Below are 20,796 nucleotides of genomic sequence, written 5' to 3'. Positions count from 1 at the left end.
TACATGGAGCGCCACACCGTTTCGCGGCTGATCGGCGCGCCGCCCGGTTATGTCGGCTTCGACCAGGGGGGGCTGCTGACCGACGCGATCGACCAGCATCCGCATTCGGTGTTGCTGCTCGACGAGATCGAGAAGGCGCATCCCGATCTTTTCAACATCCTGTTGCAAGTGATGGATCACGGCAAACTGACCGACCATGCCGGCAAGCAGATCGACTTCCGCAACGTTATCCTGATCATGACGACCAATGCCGGCGCGCAGGACCTCGCCCGCGAGTCGTTCGGCTTTCACAAGTCGAGGCGCGAGGGCGACGACACCGAAGCGATCAACCGGCTGTTCTCGCCGGAGTTCCGCAACCGGCTCGACGCCATCGTGCCGTTCTCGCGGCTGCCGGAAGAAGTCATCGCCCAGGTGGTCGACAAGTTCATCCTGCAGCTCGAGGCGCAGCTCGCCGATCGCAACGTGACCATCGAGCTCACCGACGAAGCCCGCGCCTGGCTGGTCAAGAACGGCTATGACGAGGCGATGGGGGCGCGGCCGATGGCGCGCGTCATCCAGACCCAGATCAAGACGCCGCTCGCCGACGAAGTGCTGTTCGGCAAGCTGAAGAATGGCGGGATCGTCAAGGTCGTCGTCACCGCCGACGATTCCGGGGTCAAGAAGCTCAGCTTCGTCTATCCCGAGGGCCCGGCGCAGCCGCGGCTCGAACGCGACCTGATCGTCGCCGGCCGCAAGCGGGCCGAGGGGGCCGCCGAGGCGCGCAAGGGCAGGGCGCGCAAGCGCGCCGAGAGCGAACCGAGCGAATCGAGCGAGGAATCGCCGAGCGAGCCGCAGGCGAGCTGAGCTTACCGCGGCGCGCCTGACACGGCGCGCCGCTGGCCGATTCCCGACAGCAGAACCGCGACCACGCCGGCGAGAAACACGCCGTCGAAGGTTCCCGCGCCGCCGATCGAGGCGACGGGCGCGCCGAGATTCTGCAGCTTGTCGAGGTTGGCGAGGTCGGCGCCGGTCAGCACGCCGATCGAGCCGGCGACATAGGCGAGCGGCGCGGCGTAGCGGCGCGAAAGGACGAGCGCCGTGACCGCCGCGAGGACCGGCGGCCAGAAGATCGGCACCGAAATGCCGACGCCCTGGATCGGCGTCGCCAGAAGGTGCACGACCACCGCGACAATCGCCGTCGCGACCGCCGCCTCGAAATAGAGGCGGTTGGCGACGACGAGATAGATCGACAGCAGCGCCGGAATGAGCGCGCCGCCGACGTTGACGGCGACGATCGTGCCCGGCCAGTCGACGACCTGCGGGACGAGATAAGGCATGCCGAAGGCGTCGACGAAGGCGCGGGCGACGACGTGCGCCTCAGGCAGTCGCGCAACCGGAATGTTGAGATAGGAACCGACCAGCGAGGCGAGCAGCACCAGCATCGCCGCCCGCGGCGGCAATCCGAGCCGGCGATAGGCGCTGTTGAGGATGCCGATCTCGAGCAGCGTCACCAGGACGAGAAGCAGCCCGCCGGCCAGCAGATAGAGCAGGATCTGCGCGGGGAGGTAATGCAGATGGTTTGAATACATCGGTCGCCCGGCGTTCGGTGCGGCAGGAATCCATCGAATCGCGGCGCCATCGTTGCGAGGAGCGCAGCGACGGGCGGCACCGCTGTTTTCTTGCGCGCCTAGCCCTTCAGCGCGGCGCGGATCTTGGCGGCGTGCGGTTCGAGCTGGTCGGCGGGAACGACCGGCCCGCCCGGCGGCTTGATCGCGACGCCGGTCCAGCGCGGCAGAACGTGAAAGTGGAGATGAAAGACGACCTGTCCGCCGCCGAGCTCGTTGAACTGTTGGACGACGATTCCCTCCGCCGCCATGCCCGCCTTGACTGCGCGGGCGATCGTCTGCACCGACGGGATGAAGCGCGCGAGTTCGGCGGCGGAAATGTCGAGCAGGTTGCGGGCCGGCGTCTTGGGAATGACGAGGACGTGGCCTTCGGCGCGCGGCATGATGTCCATGAACGCGAGCGAGACTTCGTCCTCGGCGACGCGCACACACGGCGCCTCGCCGCGCAGGATCTTGGCGAATATGTTCTGCGGATCGTAGGACGCGCTCACGTGTGTCTCCACTGTCAATCGCTTTCCGACTCAGCGCGACGGAAGGGCAGGCGCTCGGAATATTCCTCGATCGCCTCGGCCACCGCCGGCCGTTCGCGGGCGAGATAGTCGGCGACGGCCCGCTGCATACGGACGTCGCCAAACTCATGCGCCGAGTAGGTCGCGACCGGACGATAGCCGCGCGACAGCTTGTGCTCCCCCTGCGCGCCCGCTTCGACTCGGCCGATGCCGCGTCGGATGGCGAATTCGATCGCTTGATAATAGCAAATCTCGAAATGGAGAAACGGCCGCTCGACGATCGCGCCCCAGTTGCGGCCGTAGAGCGCGTCGTCGCCAAGGAAATTGATCGCCCCGGCGACATAGCGCCGACCCTGGCGCGCCATCACCAGCAGCACGCGGTCGGCGAACGTCGCGCCGATGCGGTCGAAGAACGCGCGCGTCAGGTAGGGGCGGCCCCATTTGCGCGAGCCGGTATCCATGTAGAAGGCAAAGAACGCATCCCAATGCTCTGGTTTGATCTCGCTTCCGGTGAGAAGGTCGACTTCGATGTCGTCGCCCAGCGCGTCGCGCCGCTCGCGCTTGATCGCCTTGCGCTTGCGCGAGGCGAGGGAAGCGAGGAAGTCGTCGAAGTCGCGATAGCCTTCGTTGATGAAGTGGAACTGCTCGCCCGTCCGCAAGACGAAGCCGGCGCGCTGCAACGTCTCCGCGTCGCGTCGATCGCAGAAGGTGACGTGGATCGACGACGCCTCGATCGCCTCGCGCAACGCGCGCCAACCGGCGACGAGCGCCAGCGCCGCGCCGTCAGGCGCATCGGCCCCGACCAGCAGACGGCGGCCGGTCGCCGGCGTGAACGGCGCGGCGATCTGCAGCTTGGGATAGTACTGGCCGCCGGCGCGCTGATAGGCGTCGGCCCAGGCGTGGTCGAAGACGTATTCGCCCTGGCTGTGGGTCTTGAGGTAGGTCGGCGCGGCGGCGACCAGCCGGCCGTTCGCGTCCTCGACGATCACATGGGCGGGCGTCCAACCCGAGCGGCCGCCGACCGAGCCTGATTGCTCGAGCGCGCGCAAGAATGCGTGCGTGACGAACGGATTGAAACGCTCGCCGGCGTTTCCCTCCGCCGTCAGCCCAGGCGGGTTGGCGCAGGCGTCCCAGGCCTCGGGGGCGATCTCGGCGAGGCTGGCGACGGTGCGGACGGCGAGTTCTGCGGGCATGCGGGACGTCTTGTGGGAGGGGCGCTCGGGAGGCGCCGGCTCATCATAACGCGCTACGGCCGCGCGCCAAGTCCGCGCGCCGCGGCGCGGTTTCGGTTAGCATCGGCGCCGGATCGACGGAGGCGGGCATGGCGCGCGACGAGGGTCTGGAGGAGCTGTTGCGGGAGCGTCTCGCGTCGGAACCGGGATTGACGGAAAAGCCCATGTTCGGAGGGCGCACCTGGCTGCTCAATGGCGCCCTGCTTTGCGGCGCCCGCGACGACGGGATGTTGGTCCGGCTCGGCGCGGACAAGGACGGCTGGGCGCTGGAAATTCCCGACGTCGCACCGATGATCTCGCGCGGTCGACGGATGCGCGGCTGGGTGCGGGCCGGGCCGGCGGCGTTCGGCGACGACGCCTTGCGCGGTAGGCTGATCGACGCCGCTCTTCGCTTCGTGCGCTCCTTGCCAGCGAAATGACCGCCGCCGCTATCGTGCGCCGACGCGGTCGCGGAACCACCGCGCGGTCGCCGGCGCTCCGATCTCGAACGGCGTCGCGTCGGCCCAGAAACGCTTGGCGAAGCGGCTCGAATCCACCAGGTACGGCCGATCCCACTGGAACCGCATCTCGGCGAGTTCGCGCAGCGGCGGAACGAACAGGCCGAGCGGGCCGAGGAGCGCGGTCGGCAGGCCGATCGCGCGCGGCGCAACGCCAATCGCCGCCGCGCCAAGGGCGAGGATCTGGCGGGGCGTTCGGATCGGCGCGCTGGGAGCGTGCCAAGCCTGGCCGTAGACGTCGTCGGGCGCGTCGAGCAGGCTGACGACCGCGCGCGCGCAATCCGGCACGTAGGCGAAGTCGTGCGGCGTGTCCGGCGAGCCGATGAACTGCGCGCGGCCGCCACGCGCCAGCGCGCCGAAGGCGGTGTCGCCGAGATGGGCCTGGATCACGCCGGGGCCGTAGAAGTCGGGCGCACGCAGAGCGGCGACGCGCAGCCGCCCGGCCTGGCTCGCCGCCATCCAGATGCGCGTCGCAGCGACCCGCGCCGCTGGCTTGACGCCGACGGGCTGCAGCGGCGTCGATTCGCTGAGCGGCGCCGTCTGCGGGCCGTACATGTAGAGATTGTCGAAGAACACCAGGTGCGCGCCTTCAGCCGCGCAAGCCTCGACAAAATTCGTCATCGTGCGCGGCCAGGCCTCGCGCCACAGCGCGCCGACATAGGGAAAGCCGATCGCCAGCACGACCTGGGACAATCCCGCTACGGCCGCCCGCACGCTTGCCGCGTCGAGCGCGTCGCAGCGGCGAAAATCGACGCCCGGGGGCAGACTCGCGGGCGGCTGACGCTGCGCGACGACGACTGCGCGTCCCGCCGCGGCAAGCCGTTCGACGGTCGCCGCGCCGACCGCGCCGTAGCCGATGACGCCGATTTGGTCGCCCATGTCTCGCTCCTTCGCTGCGCCGAAAGCCTAGGCCGCGCCGCCGCGGAAGGGAACGCGCAGCTCCACGGTCGACGAACGACATCACAAATTCGCGATGATTCCGCGACCAAATTCCGAATTTCACCGTTTATTGCTGAACGCGCGCCGGGCATAGTGGCGCCAATCGGCGGCGGGCTCTCCGCCGCTTCGCCAATTCCGACATTCGGGGAAACACGTCATGTCCGTCGAGCCATCGGCGTCGATTTCACTTGGCCGCGCCCGCGCCGCCGAGGCGGCGCTCGCGGTCGGCAGTTTCGCGATCGGCACCGGCGAGTTCGCCGCCATGGGCTTCCTGCCGAGCGTCGCCGACGGGTTCGGCGTCACCGTGCCTCAGGCCGGCCACATCATCAGCGCCTACGCGCTCGGCGTGGTGGTCGGCGCGCCCGTCTTTGCGGTCCTTGGCGCCAAACTCGCCCGGCGCAATTTCCTGCTGCTGCTGCTGGCGATGTTCGGGCTGGGCAACATCGCCAGCGGCTTCGCCATGAGCTTTCCAATGCTCGTCGGCCTTCGCTTCGTCAGCGGCCTGCCGCACGGCGCGTTCTTTGGCGTCGCCTCTTTGGTCGCAGCCGGCATGGCGGGGCCGGGCGGACGCGCCAAGGCGGTCGGCCGCGTGATGCTCGGGCTCACCATCGCCACCCTGCTCGGCACGCCGCTCGCCACCTGGGCGGGACAGTTGCTCGGCTGGCGGGCGGCGTTCGCGCTGGTCGGCGCCATTGGCCTCTTGGGCGTCGTCCTCTCTGCCGTCCTGGTTCCGCACGACGCGCCGCATCCCGACGCCGGACCGCTGCGCGAGCTCGGCGCGCTGCGCAATCCGCAAGTCTGGCTGACGCTCGCCGTCGGCGCGGTCGGCTTCGGCGGCATGTTTGCGGTCTTCACCTACATCACGCCGACCCTGGTGCAGGTGTCGGGCATCCCGCTCGCGTGGGTTCCCGCGGTGCTGGCCTGCTTCGGCGCGGGCATGATCCTGGGCAACGTCGTCGGCCCTCGCTTCGCCGATCGAGGCCTGCTGCCGACCATCTTCGGAGCGATCGTCTGGAACGCGGCGGTCCTCGCGCTCTTCTCTCTCGCCGTGCATTGGGCGTGGACCGCGGTCCCGTTCGTGCTGCTGATCGGCACGGGCTTCGCGGCCGTGCCGGCGCTGCAGATGCGGCTGATGGATGTCGGTCGTGAGGCGCAGACGCTGGCGGCGGCGCTTAACCACTCGGCCCTCAACATCGCCAACGCCGTCGGCGCCTGGCTGGGCGGAGCGGTCATCAGCGCCGGCTACGGCTGGGCCTCGACCGGCTGGGTCGGGGCGCTGCTCGCATTGGCGGGATTGGCGGTCTTCGCCGTGTCGGTGGCGCTCGACAGGAAGCAGCGGAGCGCGAGGGCGGCCGATGCAGCCTGCTCCGCCTAGTCGCCGCCGATCCGGCCGACTATCGCCGCGCGGTCTTCGACGAATAGCGGGGGCGCCATTTTCGGGTGCGATGAATTGTTTTCAGCGGGTTGCGTGGAAATTGTCCGCCGGGGCGGTGGACTGCGTGGCCATCGCCCCAGCGGACGGCGGCGCAATGAAAGGTTGAGTTGAGCGCCCTGCGAACCCCGCGAACCGCCGAAAAGGGATTTGTGCATGCGTCACCGTAATTCCGCGAAAAGGGATTTGTGCATGCGTCACCGTAATTCCGTAATTCGTAATTCCGAAAAGGGATTTGTGCATGCGTCACCGTAATTCCGTAATTCCGTAATTCCCGGCAAAACCTACGTCTCGCTCGAAGACGCCCGCCAACGCATCGGCGCCTTCCTCGAAACCATCTATAACCGCGGCCGGCTCCACTCCGCCCTCGGATATAAACCCCCGGTCGAGTTCGAGAACGAACTCCGCCAACTTGGGACTGTCTGAAAGGCCATAACCAAGGACTTGTCCCTCAAATGATTTGTCTCAGTCGAGGGGCGCAGTTCAATTCCGTAATACCGTAATTCCCGCAAATTAGTCGTCCGAGAGCCTTGCCGCGAGGTCAGTGTCAGCCCTCGCCTCGCGCACCCAAAGCCGGAAGCAAGTGAACAGGAGGAAGCCTGCAATACCCCCGAGAATGCTGGGGTCTCCGAAAGCGTTGAAGAAGAGCGTCCCAAGCATTGAGCCGACGATCGTCGATCCCAAAAGGCCGCTGATCCAAATTCCGGCGACCCGTGCGTATCCTGCCATCGGAGCCTCTTTGCCGAACGCCGCCGCCTACTCGTCGTTGCTCGCGTTCAGATCCTCGGCGGCGATCGTCGAGTCAGGATTGCGAGCGAGAAGATCGGTAAGCATTCGGTTGGCCTCTCGTAACTCTGCGACGATTGAGGCAAACTCGCTGCGCTGATCGGCCGTCGCTCCCTCGTGGCTCGCGCGCATAAGTGAGTTCGTGCGTTTCACCGCTTTCGAAAGTCTGTTGGCGGTACGCGTGTCGATCAGTCCGGCGGCAAGGCCATCCAAGGCCTTCAACAGAACCCCACGGATTTCGGCCGGGTCAATTGTTACGTCCTGGTCCTTCATTCTGCCCTCTTCCGCGGCCTCACGCGCGCCCCGCCGCCGTTCTCGGCAATGAACTCGACGCCGGCGAATGCGACCGAGCGGCGGACGGCGAACGCCGGCGGTAAAGCCGCAAGTTCATCATCGCGCCGCGCAATTGCACCCGCAAGGCCGGTTTGGCGCGCCGCCGGGCGCCGTGTGGGGCTCACGCCCGGCCAAGGCGCGACGGATGGCGATCGCGAGCCGCTTGGCGCAGGCGTTGGGACGCGGCGCGCGCGCATAGCCCGGGGAGGCCGAGGCGCGCGGCTCTTTCAGGCCGGCCGCCGAGACGCCCCGGCGGCCGTTCGAATGCCCTTCAATTGTCCACATTGATCCGCCCTAATCCGCGTCCGTGTATTGGCCAGATATTGGACAGGGCCTGGTGGCGACGGCGTTAAGTTGTTGATTTATTGGCGCGCCCAAGGGGAATCGAACCCCTGTTTTCGCCGTGAAAGGGCGACGTCCTGGACCGCTAGACGATGGGCGCGGGTCGGCTGCAGGCCGGCGGAACGAGGCCTGCTATAAAGTCGGACGCGCAGGCTGGCAAGCCGCGCCGCCGCTTTCCTAAGGCCCTCGCGGGAGCCCGGCGCGAACAAGGGGATAAGCCGCATTCGCCGCTTGCCAATTCACATCGCGCCTTGCGCGCCGCCCGGTCGAGGGAGAATCATGGCGCGCCAGTCGGGCGGGGGAGGCCGCGATCATGCGCGCGATACGAATCCATCACATCGGCGCCCCCGACGTCATGCGTCTGGAGGAGGTCGAACTGCCGCCGCCCCGGCCCGGCGAAGCGCGGGTTCGCCACCACGCGATCGCCGTCAACTACCTCGACGTCTATTACCGCACCGGCTTTTATCCGCCCCCGCCTTACCCGTTCACGCCCGGCAACGAGGGCGCGGGCGAGGTCGTCGCGATCGGCAAGGGGGTCAAAGGCTTTCGTCCCGGCGACCGGGTCGCCTACGTCTCGACCCTCGGCTCCTACGCCGAGGAGCGCAATGTCGAGGCCAGGCACCTCGTCAAGCTGCCGAAATCGCTCTCCTACACGACCGCCGCGGCGATGATGATGAAGGGCCTGACCGCCCAATATCTGCTGCGTCAGACCCACAAGGTGACGAAGGGCGACGTCATCCTCGTTCACGCCGCGGCGGGCGGCGTCGGCCAGCTGCTGTGCCAGTGGGGCAAGGCGTTAGGGGCGACGGTGATCGCCACCGTCGGCTCCGCGGAGAAGGCCAAGATCGCCAAGAAATGCGGGGCCAAGCACGTCATCCTGTACCGCGAGGAGGACTTCGCCGTCCGCGTCGCCGAGATCACCAAGGGCGCGAAATGCCACGTCGTCTACGACGGCGTCGGCAAGGCGACTTTCCCCGCTTCGCTCGACTGCCTGCGTCCGTTCGGCATGTTTGCGAGCTTCGGTTCGGCGTCCGGCGGCGTCGAATCCTTCAACTTGGCGCTGCTGGCGCAGAAGGGCTCGCTGTTCGTCACCAGGCCGACGCTCTTCACCTTTCTCGCCGACCGCGCGCGGCTCGAAAAGATGGCGCGAGAGCTGTTCGCCGTCGTCGCCTCGGGCAAGGTGAAGATCCCGCCGCCGATCGAGGCGCCGCTCGCCGACGCCGCCCGCGTCCACGCGGCTCTCGAGGCGCGCCAGACGACAGGAACAACCGTCCTCCTGCCGTGACATAGTGAAATTCAGCCGGCGACGGCCTAGCCAGAAGCGACGGCCGAGGTAGATTGCTGCGGCTGCGAGGAGGAGGGGTGGATCAGGCGACGGAGATCGAGGCAAATGACCCAAGCGGCGCGCCGTTGCTCGCTGCGCGGGCGATCACCAAACGGTTCGGGGATTTCGTCGCCAACGATCGCGTCGACCTCGATCTGGCGCGCGGCGAAATCCACGCCTTGCTCGGCGAGAACGGAGCCGGCAAGTCGACTCTGGTCAAGATCCTCTATGGGCTGCTGAGCCCGACCGAGGGCGAAATCCTGTGGCGGGGCAAGCCGGTCGTCCTGCCGAGCCCCAACGCCGCCCGCGCGCTCGGGATCGGCATGGTGTTCCAGCACTTCTCGCTGTTCGACAATCTCACGGTGGCCGAGAACGTCGCGCTCGCGTTGCCGAAGACGGAGCGGCTGGATACGCTGCCCGGCCGCATCGCCGAAATCTCGCGCGCCTACGGTTTTTCCCTCGAACCGAGCCGCCCGGTCTATTCGCTCTCCGCCGGCGAGCGCCAGCGTATCGAAATCGCGCGCTGCCTGTTGCAGGACCCGAAGGCGCTGATCCTCGACGAGCCGACCTCGGTGTTGACGCCGCAGGAAGCGGAGCGGCTGTTCGAGACGCTGCGGCGGCTGAAGGCCGAGGGCAGGGCGGTGCTCTACATCTCCCACCATCTCGAAGAGGTGCAGCGCCTGTGCGACCGCGCGACCATCCTCAGGCTCGGCAAGGTGGTCGCCTCATGCGATCCCGGCGCCGAGACCGCTCGCTCGCTCGCTGCGTTGATGGTCGGGGCGCAGATCAACGACGTGCGGGCTGACGAGGGGCGCCAGCCGGGCAAGCCGCGCCTCGTCGTCGACCGATTGAGCGCGGCTTCGCCCTCGCAGCACGGCGTATCGCTGAAGAACGTGTCGCTGACCGTGCGCGCCGGCGAGGTGGTCGGCGTCGCCGGCGTCGCCGGCAACGGCCAGTCTGAACTGTTCGCCTGTCTGTCGGGCGAATTGATCGCCGACCGACCCGACGCGATCTATATCGACGGCCACGCGGTTGGCGACGTCGGCGTTCACGGTCGGCGCGCGCGGCGCGCCGTCTTCGTGCCCGAAGAGCGCAACGGCCACGCCGCCGCGCCCGACTTCAGCCTGTCGGAGAACGTCGTCCTCACCAGCCACGGCAAGCGAGGGATGACCCGCGGCGGCTTCATCGTCGCCGATCGCGCGCTCGCCAAGGCCGCCGAAGTCGTCGCCGCGTTCGACGTGCGCAAGTCCGGGTTCAACCCGCTCGCCCGCACGCTGTCGGGCGGGAACCTGCAGAAGTTCGTCGTCGGCCGCGAGATTCTCGCCCACCCCGGCGTCTTCGTGGTCAACCAGCCGACCTGGGGCGTCGACGCGCTCGCCTCTGCGGCGATCCGCCAGGCGCTGCTCGACCTTTCCGCCCAGGGCGTGGCGGTGTTGGCGATCAGCCAGGATCTCGACGAATTGTTCGAGATCTGCGATCGGCTCGTCGTCATCCATGGCGGTCGGCTGTCGGCGCCGCGCGAGACGCGCGCCACGACCCGCGAAGCGATCGGTCTGTTGATGACGGGGATGGGCGAGGACGAGCATGCGGGTTGATCTCGTCGCCCGAGCGCAGCGTTCGCGCCTGCGCGAAATTCTCGCGCCCGCGGCGGCGATGGCGGTCGCAATCGTCGTCGGCGGCATCGTCATCGCGCTGATGGGCCGCTCGCCGCTGACCGCCTTCGACGTCTATTTCGTCCAGCCGCTGACGCAGTCCTATTCGCTGCAGGCGATCGCGGTGAAGGCGACGCCGCTGGTGCTCATCGGCGTCGGCCTCGCCTTCTGCTACCGCGCCAATCTGTGGAACATCGGCGCCGAAGGCCAGTTCATCGCCGGCGGCGCGCTTGGCGGCTGGCTCGGGCTTCTGACCCACGACGGCGCGGGACAGGGGGTCTTCGGCTCGTGGTGGATCCTGCCGGCGATGATGCTGCTCGGCGTGGTCGGCGGCGCGCTCTACGCGCTGATCCCGGCGCTGCTGAAAGTCAGGCTGAACGTCTCGGAAATCCTCACCAGCCTGATGCTGGTCTATGTCGCGCAGCTCGCGCTCGACTGGCTGGTGCGCGGACCGTGGAAGGACCCGGAGGGCCACAATCTGCCGGTTTCGGTCGTTTTCGATCCCGAAGCGACGTTGCCGACGCTGGTCGACGGCGGCTCGCTGCATCTCGGGGTTCTGTTCGCGCCGATCGTCGTCGCAATCGCGGCGGTGGTCTTTTCAAAGACTTTGTTCGGTTACTCGGTGCGGCTTGCCGGCTCGTCGCCGCGCGCGGCGCGTTTCGGCGGCTTCGACGATCGCCGCATCACCATCGCCGCCTTCCTGATTTCCGGCGGCCTCGCGGGCCTGGCCGGCGTGGTCGAGGTTTCGGGCAAGATCGGCCAGCTGCTGCCGTCGATCTCGCCCGGCTACGGCTTCTCGGCGATCATCGTCGCCTTTCTCGGCCGCCTGTCGCCGGTCGGCATTCTCGTCGCCGGCCTCGTGCTGGCGCTGACCTTCGTCGGCGGCGAGGACGCGCAGATCGCGATGCATCTCCCCGGCGATATGACGCTTGCCTTCCAAGGCGTCCTGCTCATCTGCGTGCTCGCCGCCGACGTCCTGGCGCGCTACCGTCTGACCTTCACCCGGAGCGCGCGGTCATGAACGGACAGGCGATCGTCGACATCCTGATGATCGTCGTTTCGGCGGCCACGCCGCTGCTCATCGCCGCGGTCGGCGAGATCGTCGCCGAGCGCGCCGGCGTGCTCAATCTCGGCCTCGAAGGGATGATGATCATCGGCGCCTCGACCGGCTTCGCCATCGCCTATGCGACCAATTCGACTCTGGTCGGCGTCCTCGGCGCGGCGCTTTGCGGCGCGACGCTCTCCGCGGTCTTCGCCTTCCTGGTCATCGGCCTCGCCGCCAACCAGGTCGCCGCCGGCCTGGCGATCACCATCGTCGGTCGCGGTCTCGCCAATCTGATCGGCTCGGGCTTCGTCGGCCTCAAGCGCGCACGCGCGTGGGAATTGCGCATTCCCGGCCTCAGCGATCTTCCCGTGGTCGGCAAGCTCTTGTTCGGCCAGGATTTCTTCGTCTATGGGGCGATCCTGCTGACTGCCGGGGTCGCCTATTGGCTGACCCGCACCCGCGCCGGGCTGACGCTGCGCGCGGTCGGGGAGAACCACACCTCCGCGCACGCACTCGGTCTGCCGGTGCGGGCCATCCGGCTCGGCGCGATCCTGTTCGGCGGCGCTTGCTCGGGCGTCGCCGGCAGCTATCTGTCGCTCGCCTACACGCCGTTCTGGTCGCCCGACATGACCGCCGGGCGCGGCTGGATCGCGCTGGCGCTGGTCGTCTTCTCTTCCTGGCGGCCGTGGCGCGCGCTCGCCGGCGCGCTGCTGTTCGGCGGCGTGGCGGTGCTGGCGCTCGCCTTCCAGGGGCTCGGCGTGCCGATCCCCGCCCAGGCGCTCAACGCCGCGCCATACCTCGTCACCATTCTCGTGCTGGTGCTGCTCTCGGCGCGCGATGCGCGCGGGGCGGTCGCGCCGCAATCTTTGGGGGTCGCGTTCATCCCCGACCGTTGAACGGGCGCACGGCCGGGCTCGCGCCGCGAGGCGTGGCGGGGATTGGCTCGAACGGGTCTTCGGCGGCGACAGCCGAAGCGCTCGCGCTTGGGGGTCGCAGGGTCAAGCAGAGGGAGACAAAAACATGCGTGCAATGTTGATGGGAGCGGCGGCGGCCGCGCTGGCGATCGCGACGGCGGGCGGCGCCCAGGCGGCCGACAAGGTCAAAGCCTGTTGGGTCTACACCGGGCCGGTCGGAGACTTCGGCTATTCCTACCAGCACGACCAGGGCCGTCTCTTCGCCGCCAAGGCGCTCGGCGACAAGGTCGACGCCGCCACCTTCGTCGAGAACGTGCCCGATAGCGACGCCGAACGCGCGATCGAGCAGCTCGCGCGTAGCGGCTGCAATATCGTCTTCACCACCTCGTTCGGCTTCATGGACCCGACGATCAAGGTCGCCAAGAAGTTCCCGAAGGTGATGTTCGAGCATGCGACCGGCTACAAGCGCGCGCCGAACGTCTCGACCTACGCCGCCAAGTTCTATGAGGGGCGGTACGTGATGGGTCAGATCGCCGGCAAGATGACCAAGTCGAACACGATCGGCTACATCGTCTCGTTCCCGATTCCCGAAGTCGTTTCCGGCATCGACGCGTTCGAGCGCGGGCTGGCGACCACCAATCCCAACGCCAAGATCAAGATCGTCTGGGTCAACACCTGGTTCGATCCCGGCAAGGAGGCCGACGCCGCCAAGGCGCTGATCGCCCAGGGCGCCGACATCCTCACCCAGCACACCGACTCCGCCGCGCCGCTGCAGGAGGCGGAGAAGGCGGGCGTGCTCGGCTTTGGGCAATCCTCCGACATGATGAAGTTCGCCCCGAAGGCGCAATTGACCGCCAACACCGACAACTGGGGTCCGTATTACGCTCAGCGCATCCAGGCGGTGATCGACGGAACCTGGAAGTCGGAAGACACCTGGGACGGCATCGGCAAGGGCATGGTCGTGCTCGCGCCGTTCGCCAACATGCCAGACGACGTCAAGGCGATGGCCGAGAAGACCACCGCCGCCATCGGCTCGGGCGCGCTGCACCCGTTCGCCTGCCCGGTCCTCGATCAGGACGGCAAGGACCGCTGCAAGCCGGGCGACAAGGCGCTGGCCGACGGCGACATCCTGTCGATGAACTGGTACGTCAAGGGAATCGACGACAAAGTCCCGCAATAGGGGATCGACGACAAGGCGCCGCGACAAGCCTCCGGCGCGCCGCTCCCCGCTGAATGGGGGGCGGCGGCCGGCCGCAAACGCAAAATTGCCGCGCTCGCGCCTTTTTGTCGTCGGGGGGAGCGCCTAGCTCGATGCCGCCGCTTGGCGCGCCGGAAGCGGACTTGTATAGGAGGCGCGGGAACCAGCGCGGCTTGAAAGCCGTCGACGAGGCTCGAGCGATCCATGAGCGAACCGAAAGCCCTCAAACGCCCGATTCAGGCGTCCGCCGGCAAGGCGGCCAAGGAAGAGGGCTGGTGGGAGACCGTCAAGATCGTCGTCGAGGCGCTGATCATCGCGCTCGTCGTCCGCACGCTGCTGTTCCAACCGTTCAACATTCCCTCCGGCTCGCTGACCCCGACGCTGCTGATCGGCGACTATCTGTTCGTTTCGAAATACGCCTACGGCTATTCGCACTTTTCGCTGCCGGGGTTCCTCGACCTCGCGCCGGCGGCGATGCCCGGCCGCATCTTCGCTTCGCCGCCCAAGCGCGGCGACGTCATCGTCTTCAAGCTGCCGCGCGACGGCGAGACCGACTACATCAAACGATTGATCGGCCTGCCCGGCGACCGCATCCAGATGATCGACAACCGGCTCTACATCAACGGCCAGATCGTCGACCGTCAGCCGCTGCCGCCTTACCAGACCACCGGGCGCTTCGGCGAACCGGTCGAGGTGCCGCACTATCTCGAGACGCTGCCGGGCGGGGTGAAGCACGAGATCATCCAGCTCGAGGGCGACAACAATCCGATGCCCTATACGGCCAACACCGACGTCTACACGGTGCCGCCCAACGAGTATTTCTTCATGGGCGACAATCGCGACAACTCGAGCGACTCGCGTGTGCCGCCCGATCGCGGCGGCGTTGGTTACGTGCCGTTCGAGAATCTGATCGGCCGCGCCGAAGTGATCTTCTTCTCGGTCGACGGCGCGCCGGCGTGGGAAGTTTGGCAATGGCCGTGGACGGTGCGCTGGAACCGCATGTTTCATGCCGTTCGCTAAAGGCTCGGCCAGGCGCCGCGGCGGGGGCGGCTGCGCCCTGAAATGACCAAGAAACCCAAGATCGAACTCTCGGCGCTGGAAGGGCGGATCGGCCACGCCTTCCAGGATCGCAGCCTGCTCGCGCGCGCCCTCACCCACCTCTCCGCGCCCGCCGCCGGCGGCGCCGACCGCACCCAGTCCTATCAGCGACTCGAGTTTCTCGGCGACCGGGTGCTCGGCGTCGTCATCGCCGATATGCTCTACCAGGGCTTCCCGCAGGCGAGCGAAGGCGAATTGTCGATGCGACTGGCGAAGCTCGTGCGCCGCGAAACCTGCGCCGCGGTCGCCGCCGAATGGGACGTCGGCCCGCATCTGGCGATGGGGCAGGGCGAAGCGCGCGCCGGCGGCCGCAAGAAGGAGGCGATCCTCGCCGACATCTGCGAGGCGATCATCGGCGCGGCCTATCTCGACGCCGGCTTCGCCGCGGCGCACGAGGTCGTCGCGCGCTCGTGGCGTCCGCGCATGGACGCCGACGTCTCGCCCGAGCGCGACGCCAAGACCGCGGTGCAGGAATGGGCCCAGGCGCGCGCCTTGTCGGCGCCGCGCTACGTCGAATTGACGCGCAGCGGTCCGGCCCACGCGCCGCATTTCGTCATGCAGGTGGTGCTCGAGGGCTACGAGCCGGAAAGCGGCGAAGCGAGCTCCAAGCGCGCCGCGGAACAGGCCGCCGCACAGGCGTTTCTCGCGCGTCGGAGCGGCGCGTGAGCGAGACCCGTTGCGGCTTCGTCGCGCTCGTCGGAGCGCCCAACGCCGGCAAATCGACGCTGCTCAATTCGCTGATCGGGGCGAAAGTGTCGATCGTGTCGCGCAAGGCGCAGACGACGCGCGCGACCGTGCGCGGCATTCTCGTCGAAGGCGCGGCGCAGGTGATTTTCGTCGACACGCCCGGCCTGTTCGCGCCGAAGCGGCGGCTCGACCGGGCGATGGTCGCCACCGCCTGGGGCGCGGCGGGCGACGCCGACGCGTTAGCGCTGCTGATCGACGCGCGCCAGGAGATCGCAGCCGCCGACAAGCGCGAGACGGCGGAGATCAGCGAGGCGACGCAGGTGATTCTCGCGACTTTGCGCGAGCAGCGCGCGCCGAAATTCCTCGTCCTCAACAAGGTCGATCTGGTCGAACGGCCGCGTCTGCTGGCGCTCGCCGAGCGGCTCAACGCGGCGCTGCCGTTCGTGGACACCTTCATGACCTCGGCCCTCACCGGCGACGGTCTCGACCGGCTCAAGGCGCGGCTCGCCGCGGCGATGCCCAACGGACCTTGGCTCTATCCCGAAGACCAGATCGCCGACGCGCCGCTGCGCGCGCTCGCCGCCGAGATCACCCGCGAGAAGCTGTTCGAGCGGCTGCACGACGAGCTGCCCTATCAGACCACGGTCGAGACCGAATCGTGGAAGGACCAGCCCGACGGTTCGGCGCGGGTCGAACAGACGATCTACGTCACCCGCGACAGCCACAAGAAGATCGTCATCGGCGAAGGCGGACGCACCATCAAGGCGATCGGCTCGGCGGCGCGCAAGGAGATCGCCGAGGCCCACGAGGCGCCGGTGCATCTGTTCCTGTTCGTCAAGGTGCGCGCGAACTGGCTCGACGATCCCGAGCGCTACCGGGCGATGGGGCTCGATTTCCCCAAGACGTGACGGCGAAGCGGAGCCGGCGGCGGGCGCGGGTTGGAGCGCGACGGCGGCGATTCGGCTGCGAACAACGACCGCATACCGCTTGACGCCGGCGGCGGCCTATAACGGCGATTGGCGCCGCGACCCCTCGATTGCCGCCGCTTTGTTCGGCGGCGATGTGCGCGAGCGCGCGCCGGATCGCGCCGCACGGGAGACAAAGGCGCATGAAACGCAACATCTTCGTCCTGACCGGCGCCGGCGTTTCGGCCGAAAGCGGCCTCGGCACGTTCCGGGACAAGACGGGCGAGGGGATTTGGGGTCGTTTTGACCCGATGAAGCTTTCGAGCATCGACGCCTTCGAGAGCAATCCCGAGACCGTTCTCGCCTTCTATGATCTGCGGCGGCGCGACATGCGCGACGCAAAGCCCAACGCCGCGCATTTCGCGCTGGCGCGGCTCGCCGCGACGCTGTCGCAGCGCGGCGGAGCTTTGACGCTCGTGACGCAGAACATCGACAACCTCCACGAGCAAGCCGGCTCTCGCGACGTCATCCATATGCACGGCGAGCTGTTGAAGGCGCGCTGCGAGCTGTGCGGCAAGCTCAGCGACTGGCTCGACGACCTCCACGTCGCCGATGTCTGTCCCCATTGCGGTCGCGCCGACGGGATGCGGCCGCATGTCGTGTGGTTTGGCGAGATGCCGCTCTACATGGACGACATCGAGCGGGCGCTCCGACATGCCGACCTGTTCGTCGCCATCGGCACCTCAGGCGCCGTCTACCCGGCGGCGGGCTTCGTCCTCGAGGCGCGCGCCATGGGAATCGAGACCTGCGAGATCAACCTCGAGTCGGCCGACAACGCCGACCTGTTCGACGATTGCCGCTACGGGCCGGCGAGCGAAACCGTGCCGGCGTGGGTCGAGGACATTCTCAGCCGCTGAGTCTCGTTCCGGCCTCCGGGGCCGCTCACCCGCCGGGCGCAGCGGGGGGCGCAACAGCCTTGCCCGTCGTCGCGGCCATCGTGCTCAGGCTCGCAATCGTGGCGCCGAGCTGCATCGTATCGACTGCGGTGCTCGGCACGATGACGATCGTCGCGTTGTCGCGCTTCAAGCCTTCGTAGAGCATGTTCATCGCGCGCAAATGGAAGGCGGTCGGGTTGTCGGCGTAGGTCTTCGCCGCCTCGCCGAATTTCTCCGCCACCTGGCGTTCGGAATCGCCGAGGATGACGCGCGCCTGGCGTTCGCGCTCGGCCTGCGCCTGCATCGACATCGCGTCCTGCAGGGCGGGCGGGATCAGCACGTCTTTGACCTCGACCGAGATGACGTTGACGCCCCAGGGCTCGGTGCGCTCGTCGATGATCCTCTGCAGGTCGGCGCTGATCTTGTCCCGCCCCTCCAGCATGTCGGCGAGCATGGTCTTGCCGATCACGTCGCGCAGCGCGGTCTGCGCCGCCCAGTTGATCGCCCCGTTGTAGTCGGCGACGTCGAGCGCCGCCCGTTTCGGGTCGACCACCTTCCAGAACAGGACGGCGTCGACGTCGACCGGCACGGTGTCCTTCGTCAGCGTCTTCTCGGCCTTGAAGGCGCTGGCGATGACGCGCACGTCGATCCAGTACGGAACGGTCTCGATGATTGGAATGATGAAGAACAGGCCGGGCCCTTCCAGCGCGCGGAACTTGCCGAGCCGCAGCACGACGACGCGCTGCCACTGGTCAGCGACCCTGATCGCGGCGGCGACGATGGCCGCGGCCGCCACGGCGGCGGCGACGATCCAGCCGCTGGCGTAAAAGAACGGCGGCGCTGCTGCGGCCCAGGCGACGCCTAAGCCGATCGCCAGCACGACGAAGAACGCGAGCGTCTGCAAGCTGGAAGACTTCCGCATGGCGGTATTCTCCTCCCTCCGGCGCGCCCGTTTCGCCGACGCGCCGACGCCTGATCGGCGAAACTCACCATACCTGAGGCGGCGCGTCTGCGCCTTGCGCGCCGTCAAAGCCCGGCGACGCGGCGGCATTTGCGACGCGGCGGCGTCGCGGGCATGATTGGCCGCCCCGACGCCGGAGTTCAACCGTCGCCATGACCTTAGCCGCCCGCGAGACCGCCGAAGCCGTCCCTGCGCTGGGCCGTCTGCGCCGGTTCGCCGCTTCGCCGATCGCTCTGACGCTCGTCGGAATCGCGATCTTCCTCGGCGCGCTGGCGCTGTTTCGCTGGGGACTCGATGCGGCGCGCGAGGTCTATTTCGACGAGACCTGGTACGTGCCGGCGGCGCGAACGTTGTTGAAGACCGGCGAGATGACGCGCCAGGAGCATCCGCCGCTCGCCAAGCTGCTGATCGCCGCCAGCATGGCGCTCTTCGGCGACAATCCGATCGGTTGGCGGGCGTTGAGCGCCGGATTCGGCGCCGCGACGCTCGCGGCGATGTTCGCCTGGTCGTTGGCGCTGACGCGCGACGCCCGACAGGCGCTGTGGGCGACGGCGGCGACGCTGTGCGACGGCGTCCTCTATGTCCAGTCGCGCGCCGCCATGCTCGACATCTTCCTGATGGCGTTCGGCGTAATGGCGCTCGCGCTCGTCACCTTCTCGCTCAAGGAGCGCCATTCGCCGCGTCGCGCCATCGTTCTGGCGATCTCGAGCGGCGTCTGCCTCGGGCTGGCGAGCGCTTGCAAGCTGTCGGGCGTGTTCCTGTGGGCCGGAATCGTCGCCATTTACGCGCTGATCGGCCTGATGCGCCTCTGGCGCGCGCGCTTCGAAGAGCCGGGCGAGCACGACTTCTACGCTTCCGCCGAATGGCCGGCGATGACGTTCGGTTGGGCGCTGATCGCCTTCGCCGTCGCGCCGCTCTTCGCCTATTTCCTCGCCTATCTGCCGCAGATGATTCGCGCCGGAACGGTGGTCGAGTTCTTCGCCGCCCAGCGGCGAATGATCGACATCATGACCGGCTCTTCGGCCACCCACCCGTATTCCAGTCTCTGGTACCAGTGGCCGGCGATGACGCGCCCGGTGTGGTGCCTGTTCCAGGTGATCGGCGGGTCCGCGGCGACCTGGAGCGCACAGCATCCGGCGCAGACGATCGTCGGCCTCGCCAACCCGTTCCTGTTCTATCCGGGCGAAGCGGCGCTGCTCTATTGCGGCTGGCTGTGGATCGGCCGGCGCGACGTCGACGGCATGATCGTCGCCGTCGCGTTCTTTTCCCAATATCTGCCATGGGCGGTCAATCCGAAGGGGCTGGAGTTTTTCTACTACTACTTCCCCTCGATCCTCTGCCTCGGGCCGGCGCTGGCGCTCGCCTTCTTCCGCGGCGGACCGAGCCCGCGCTACGGACCGGCGGTCGGCTTCCTCGTCGTCGTCGCGCTCGCCTTCGGCTTTTTCCTGCCGGTGCTGTCGGCGCAGTTTCCGCTCGGCCCTGACGAATTCGCCGCGCGGATCTGGTTCGACGGCTGGCGGTGAAACGGGCCTTCCCATAGACCGCTGCGGCGCATAGGAAGCTGGCATGTCGCTTCCCGCCGAGTCCGCGCTTCCCGCCGAGCCTACGCTTCACGATGGCCAACGCATCTCAAGGAGCGATCCAGCGTTTTGGCGGGTGACCGCGCCGCTCGCCTTCGGCGGCTTCTCGACTTTCGCGCTGCTCTACAACGTGCAGCCCTTGTTGCCGCTCTTCTCCCGCGCCTTCGCCATTTCGCCCGCCAGCGCCGCGCTGTCGGTGTCGCTGTCGACCATCGTCCTCTCGGTCTCGATGATCGGGGCGGGGACCGTCGCCGACCTGTGGGGCCGCAAGACCGTCATGGCGGGGTCGATCGCGCTGTCGTCGTTGGCGATCCTGCTTGGCGCGGCGGCGCCGAATTGGACCAGCTTTCTGGCGCTGCGCGCGCTCGCCGGCGTGACGCTCGCCGGCCTGCCGGCGGTGGCGATGGCCTATCTCGTCGACGAGCTCGACCTGCAGGCGATCGGTTTCGGCATGGGGCTCTATATCGCCGGCACCACGCTCGGCGGCATGTCCGGCCGCCTGCTCGCCGCCTCGATCAGCGAATATTGGGGATGGCGGCCGGCGGTCGCGGCGGCCGGCGCGCTCGGGTCGCTGGGCGCGCTGTGGATCGCCTTCGTGCTGCCGCCCTCGCGCTACGCGCCGCGCCAGGCGTCGCTCGCCAAACTCTGGCCGGCCTTCGCTGGGGCTTTGGCCGATCCCGGGCTGCGGCTGCTGTTCGCCGAGGGCTTCGTGGTCATGGGCGTGTTCGTCTGTTCGTACAATTACATCGGCTTTCGCCTCGCCGCGCCGCCGTTCTCGCTCAGTCAAACCGTCATCGGCTCGGTGTTCGTGCTTTATCTGATC

Annotated in this window: 20 protein-coding genes, 1 tRNA gene and 1 pseudogene; 15 read left to right on the top strand and 7 right to left on the bottom strand. The window is 68.0% G+C overall.

The features are described from left to right. Window positions 1-843: AAA family ATPase (locus ABSF49_RS10805; protein ID WP_424112659.1), on the top strand; the 843-nt coding region annotated here is incomplete at its 5' end. Window positions 844-845: 2 nt separating this feature from the next. Here ABSF49_RS10805 and ABSF49_RS10800 read toward each other — a convergent pair. The 3 genes from ABSF49_RS10800 to ABSF49_RS10790 all read right to left on the bottom strand — a co-directional run bounded on the left by ABSF49_RS10800 (window position 846) and on the right by ABSF49_RS10790 (window position 3,306). After that, window positions 846-1,568: a DUF1614 domain-containing protein gene (locus ABSF49_RS10800; RefSeq protein ID WP_424112658.1), complete on the bottom strand. Its 723-nt coding sequence runs from the start codon at window positions 1,566-1,568 to the stop codon at window positions 846-848. A gap of 98 nt (window positions 1,569-1,666) precedes the next feature. Continuing rightward, on the bottom strand, window positions 1,667-2,095 hold the full coding sequence (locus ABSF49_RS10795; protein ID WP_424112657.1) for an HIT family protein: 429 nt from the start codon (window positions 2,093-2,095) through the stop codon (window positions 1,667-1,669). A gap of 14 nt (window positions 2,096-2,109) precedes the next feature. Beyond that, window positions 2,110-3,306: a GNAT family N-acetyltransferase gene (locus tag ABSF49_RS10790; protein WP_424112656.1), complete on the bottom strand. Its 1,197-nt coding sequence runs from the start codon at window positions 3,304-3,306 to the stop codon at window positions 2,110-2,112. A gap of 128 nt (window positions 3,307-3,434) precedes the next feature. Here ABSF49_RS10790 and ABSF49_RS10785 point away from each other — a divergent pair, with 128 nt between their 5' ends. Next, window positions 3,435-3,764: a TfoX/Sxy family protein gene (locus ABSF49_RS10785; protein WP_424112655.1), complete on the top strand. Its 330-nt coding sequence runs from the start codon at window positions 3,435-3,437 to the stop codon at window positions 3,762-3,764. 9 nt (window positions 3,765-3,773) lie between these two features. Here the strand turns inward: ABSF49_RS10785 and ABSF49_RS10780 are convergent, their stop codons facing one another. After that, on the bottom strand, window positions 3,774-4,721 hold the full coding sequence (locus ABSF49_RS10780; protein ID WP_424112654.1) for an NAD-dependent epimerase/dehydratase family protein: 948 nt from the start codon (window positions 4,719-4,721) through the stop codon (window positions 3,774-3,776). A 217-nt stretch (window positions 4,722-4,938) separates the two neighbouring features. Here ABSF49_RS10780 and ABSF49_RS10775 point away from each other — a divergent pair, with 217 nt between their 5' ends. Together ABSF49_RS10775 and ABSF49_RS10770 are read left to right on the top strand one after the other, a co-directional pair. After that, window positions 4,939-6,156 (top strand): MFS transporter, encoded by a 1,218-nt coding sequence (locus ABSF49_RS10775; protein WP_424112653.1) that lies wholly within the window; start codon window positions 4,939-4,941, stop codon window positions 6,154-6,156. 324 nt (window positions 6,157-6,480) lie between these two features. Next, window positions 6,481-6,639: pseudogene (locus ABSF49_RS10770) on the top strand (hypothetical protein); the annotation flags it as partial. A 330-nt stretch (window positions 6,640-6,969) separates the two neighbouring features. Here ABSF49_RS10770 and ABSF49_RS10765 read toward each other — a convergent pair. Next, window positions 6,970-7,272, bottom strand: a complete 303-nt coding sequence (locus ABSF49_RS10765) for a hypothetical protein (RefSeq protein ID WP_424112652.1) — start codon at window positions 7,270-7,272, stop codon at window positions 6,970-6,972. A gap of 426 nt (window positions 7,273-7,698) precedes the next feature. Next, window positions 7,699-7,774: transfer RNA gene (locus ABSF49_RS10760), tRNA-Glu, on the bottom strand. Window positions 7,775-7,984: 210 nt separating this feature from the next. On the opposite strand from ABSF49_RS10760, the gene ABSF49_RS10755 reads away from it, so the two are divergent. The 9 genes from ABSF49_RS10755 (at window position 7,985) to ABSF49_RS10715 (ending at window position 17,414) form a co-directional block, all read left to right on the top strand. Then, a complete protein-coding gene (locus tag ABSF49_RS10755) occupies window positions 7,985-8,959 on the top strand; it encodes a quinone oxidoreductase family protein (RefSeq protein ID WP_424112660.1) in 975 nt (324 codons plus the stop codon). Window positions 8,960-9,036: 77 nt separating this feature from the next. After that, entirely contained in the window at window positions 9,037-10,593 is a 1,557-nt protein-coding gene (locus ABSF49_RS10750) for an ABC transporter ATP-binding protein (protein WP_424112651.1), read from the top strand. After that, window positions 10,583-11,671: an ABC transporter permease gene (locus tag ABSF49_RS10745; protein WP_424112650.1), complete on the top strand. Its 1,089-nt coding sequence runs from the start codon at window positions 10,583-10,585 to the stop codon at window positions 11,669-11,671. Before ABSF49_RS10750 ends, ABSF49_RS10745 begins: the two co-directional genes overlap by 11 nt. Next, a complete protein-coding gene (locus ABSF49_RS10740) occupies window positions 11,668-12,591 on the top strand; it encodes an ABC transporter permease (RefSeq protein ID WP_424112649.1) in 924 nt (307 codons plus the stop codon). The genes ABSF49_RS10745 and ABSF49_RS10740 overlap by 4 nt, the downstream gene beginning before the upstream one ends. A gap of 124 nt (window positions 12,592-12,715) precedes the next feature. Continuing rightward, window positions 12,716-13,789 carry a BMP family ABC transporter substrate-binding protein gene (locus tag ABSF49_RS10735; RefSeq protein WP_424112648.1) on the top strand — a complete coding sequence of 358 codons (1,074 nt, stop codon included), beginning with the start codon at window positions 12,716-12,718 and terminating at the stop codon, window positions 13,787-13,789. Between the two features lie 222 nt (window positions 13,790-14,011). Further along, window positions 14,012-14,827, top strand: coding sequence for a signal peptidase I (lepB, locus tag ABSF49_RS10730; protein WP_424112647.1), 816 nt, complete (start codon window positions 14,012-14,014; stop codon window positions 14,825-14,827). A gap of 42 nt (window positions 14,828-14,869) precedes the next feature. After that, the gene (gene rnc, locus ABSF49_RS10725; protein ID WP_424112646.1) at window positions 14,870-15,571 is read left to right on the top strand and encodes a ribonuclease III; all 702 of its coding nucleotides are present in this window, start codon (window positions 14,870-14,872) and stop codon (window positions 15,569-15,571) included. Beyond that, on the top strand, window positions 15,568-16,500 hold the full coding sequence (gene era, locus ABSF49_RS10720) for a GTPase Era (RefSeq protein ID WP_424112645.1): 933 nt from the start codon (window positions 15,568-15,570) through the stop codon (window positions 16,498-16,500). The genes rnc and era overlap by 4 nt, the downstream gene beginning before the upstream one ends. Before the next feature lie 200 nt (window positions 16,501-16,700). After that, entirely contained in the window at window positions 16,701-17,414 is a 714-nt protein-coding gene (locus ABSF49_RS10715) for an NAD-dependent deacylase (protein ID WP_424112644.1), read from the top strand. Window positions 17,415-17,439: 25 nt separating this feature from the next. Here ABSF49_RS10715 and ABSF49_RS10710 read toward each other — a convergent pair whose 3' ends face one another. Beyond that, window positions 17,440-18,354, bottom strand: coding sequence for a slipin family protein (locus tag ABSF49_RS10710; protein WP_424112643.1), 915 nt, complete (start codon window positions 18,352-18,354; stop codon window positions 17,440-17,442). 191 nt (window positions 18,355-18,545) lie between these two features. On the opposite strand from ABSF49_RS10710, the gene ABSF49_RS10705 reads away from it, so the two are divergent. Next, window positions 18,546-19,916, top strand: coding sequence for a phospholipid carrier-dependent glycosyltransferase (locus tag ABSF49_RS10705; RefSeq protein ID WP_424112642.1), 1,371 nt, complete (start codon window positions 18,546-18,548; stop codon window positions 19,914-19,916). A gap of 43 nt (window positions 19,917-19,959) precedes the next feature. Beyond that, the coding region (locus tag ABSF49_RS10700) for an MFS transporter (RefSeq protein ID WP_424112641.1) at window positions 19,960-20,796 on the top strand (837 nt) is incomplete at its 3' end.

The sequence above is a fragment of the Roseiarcus sp. genome (assembly GCF_049514155.1).
In the GTDB taxonomy this organism is placed as follows: Bacteria; Pseudomonadota; Alphaproteobacteria; order Rhizobiales; family Beijerinckiaceae; genus Roseiarcus.
Note: the sequence above shows the minus strand (reverse complement) of the source record. Positions and strands in the feature narration are given on the sequence as shown.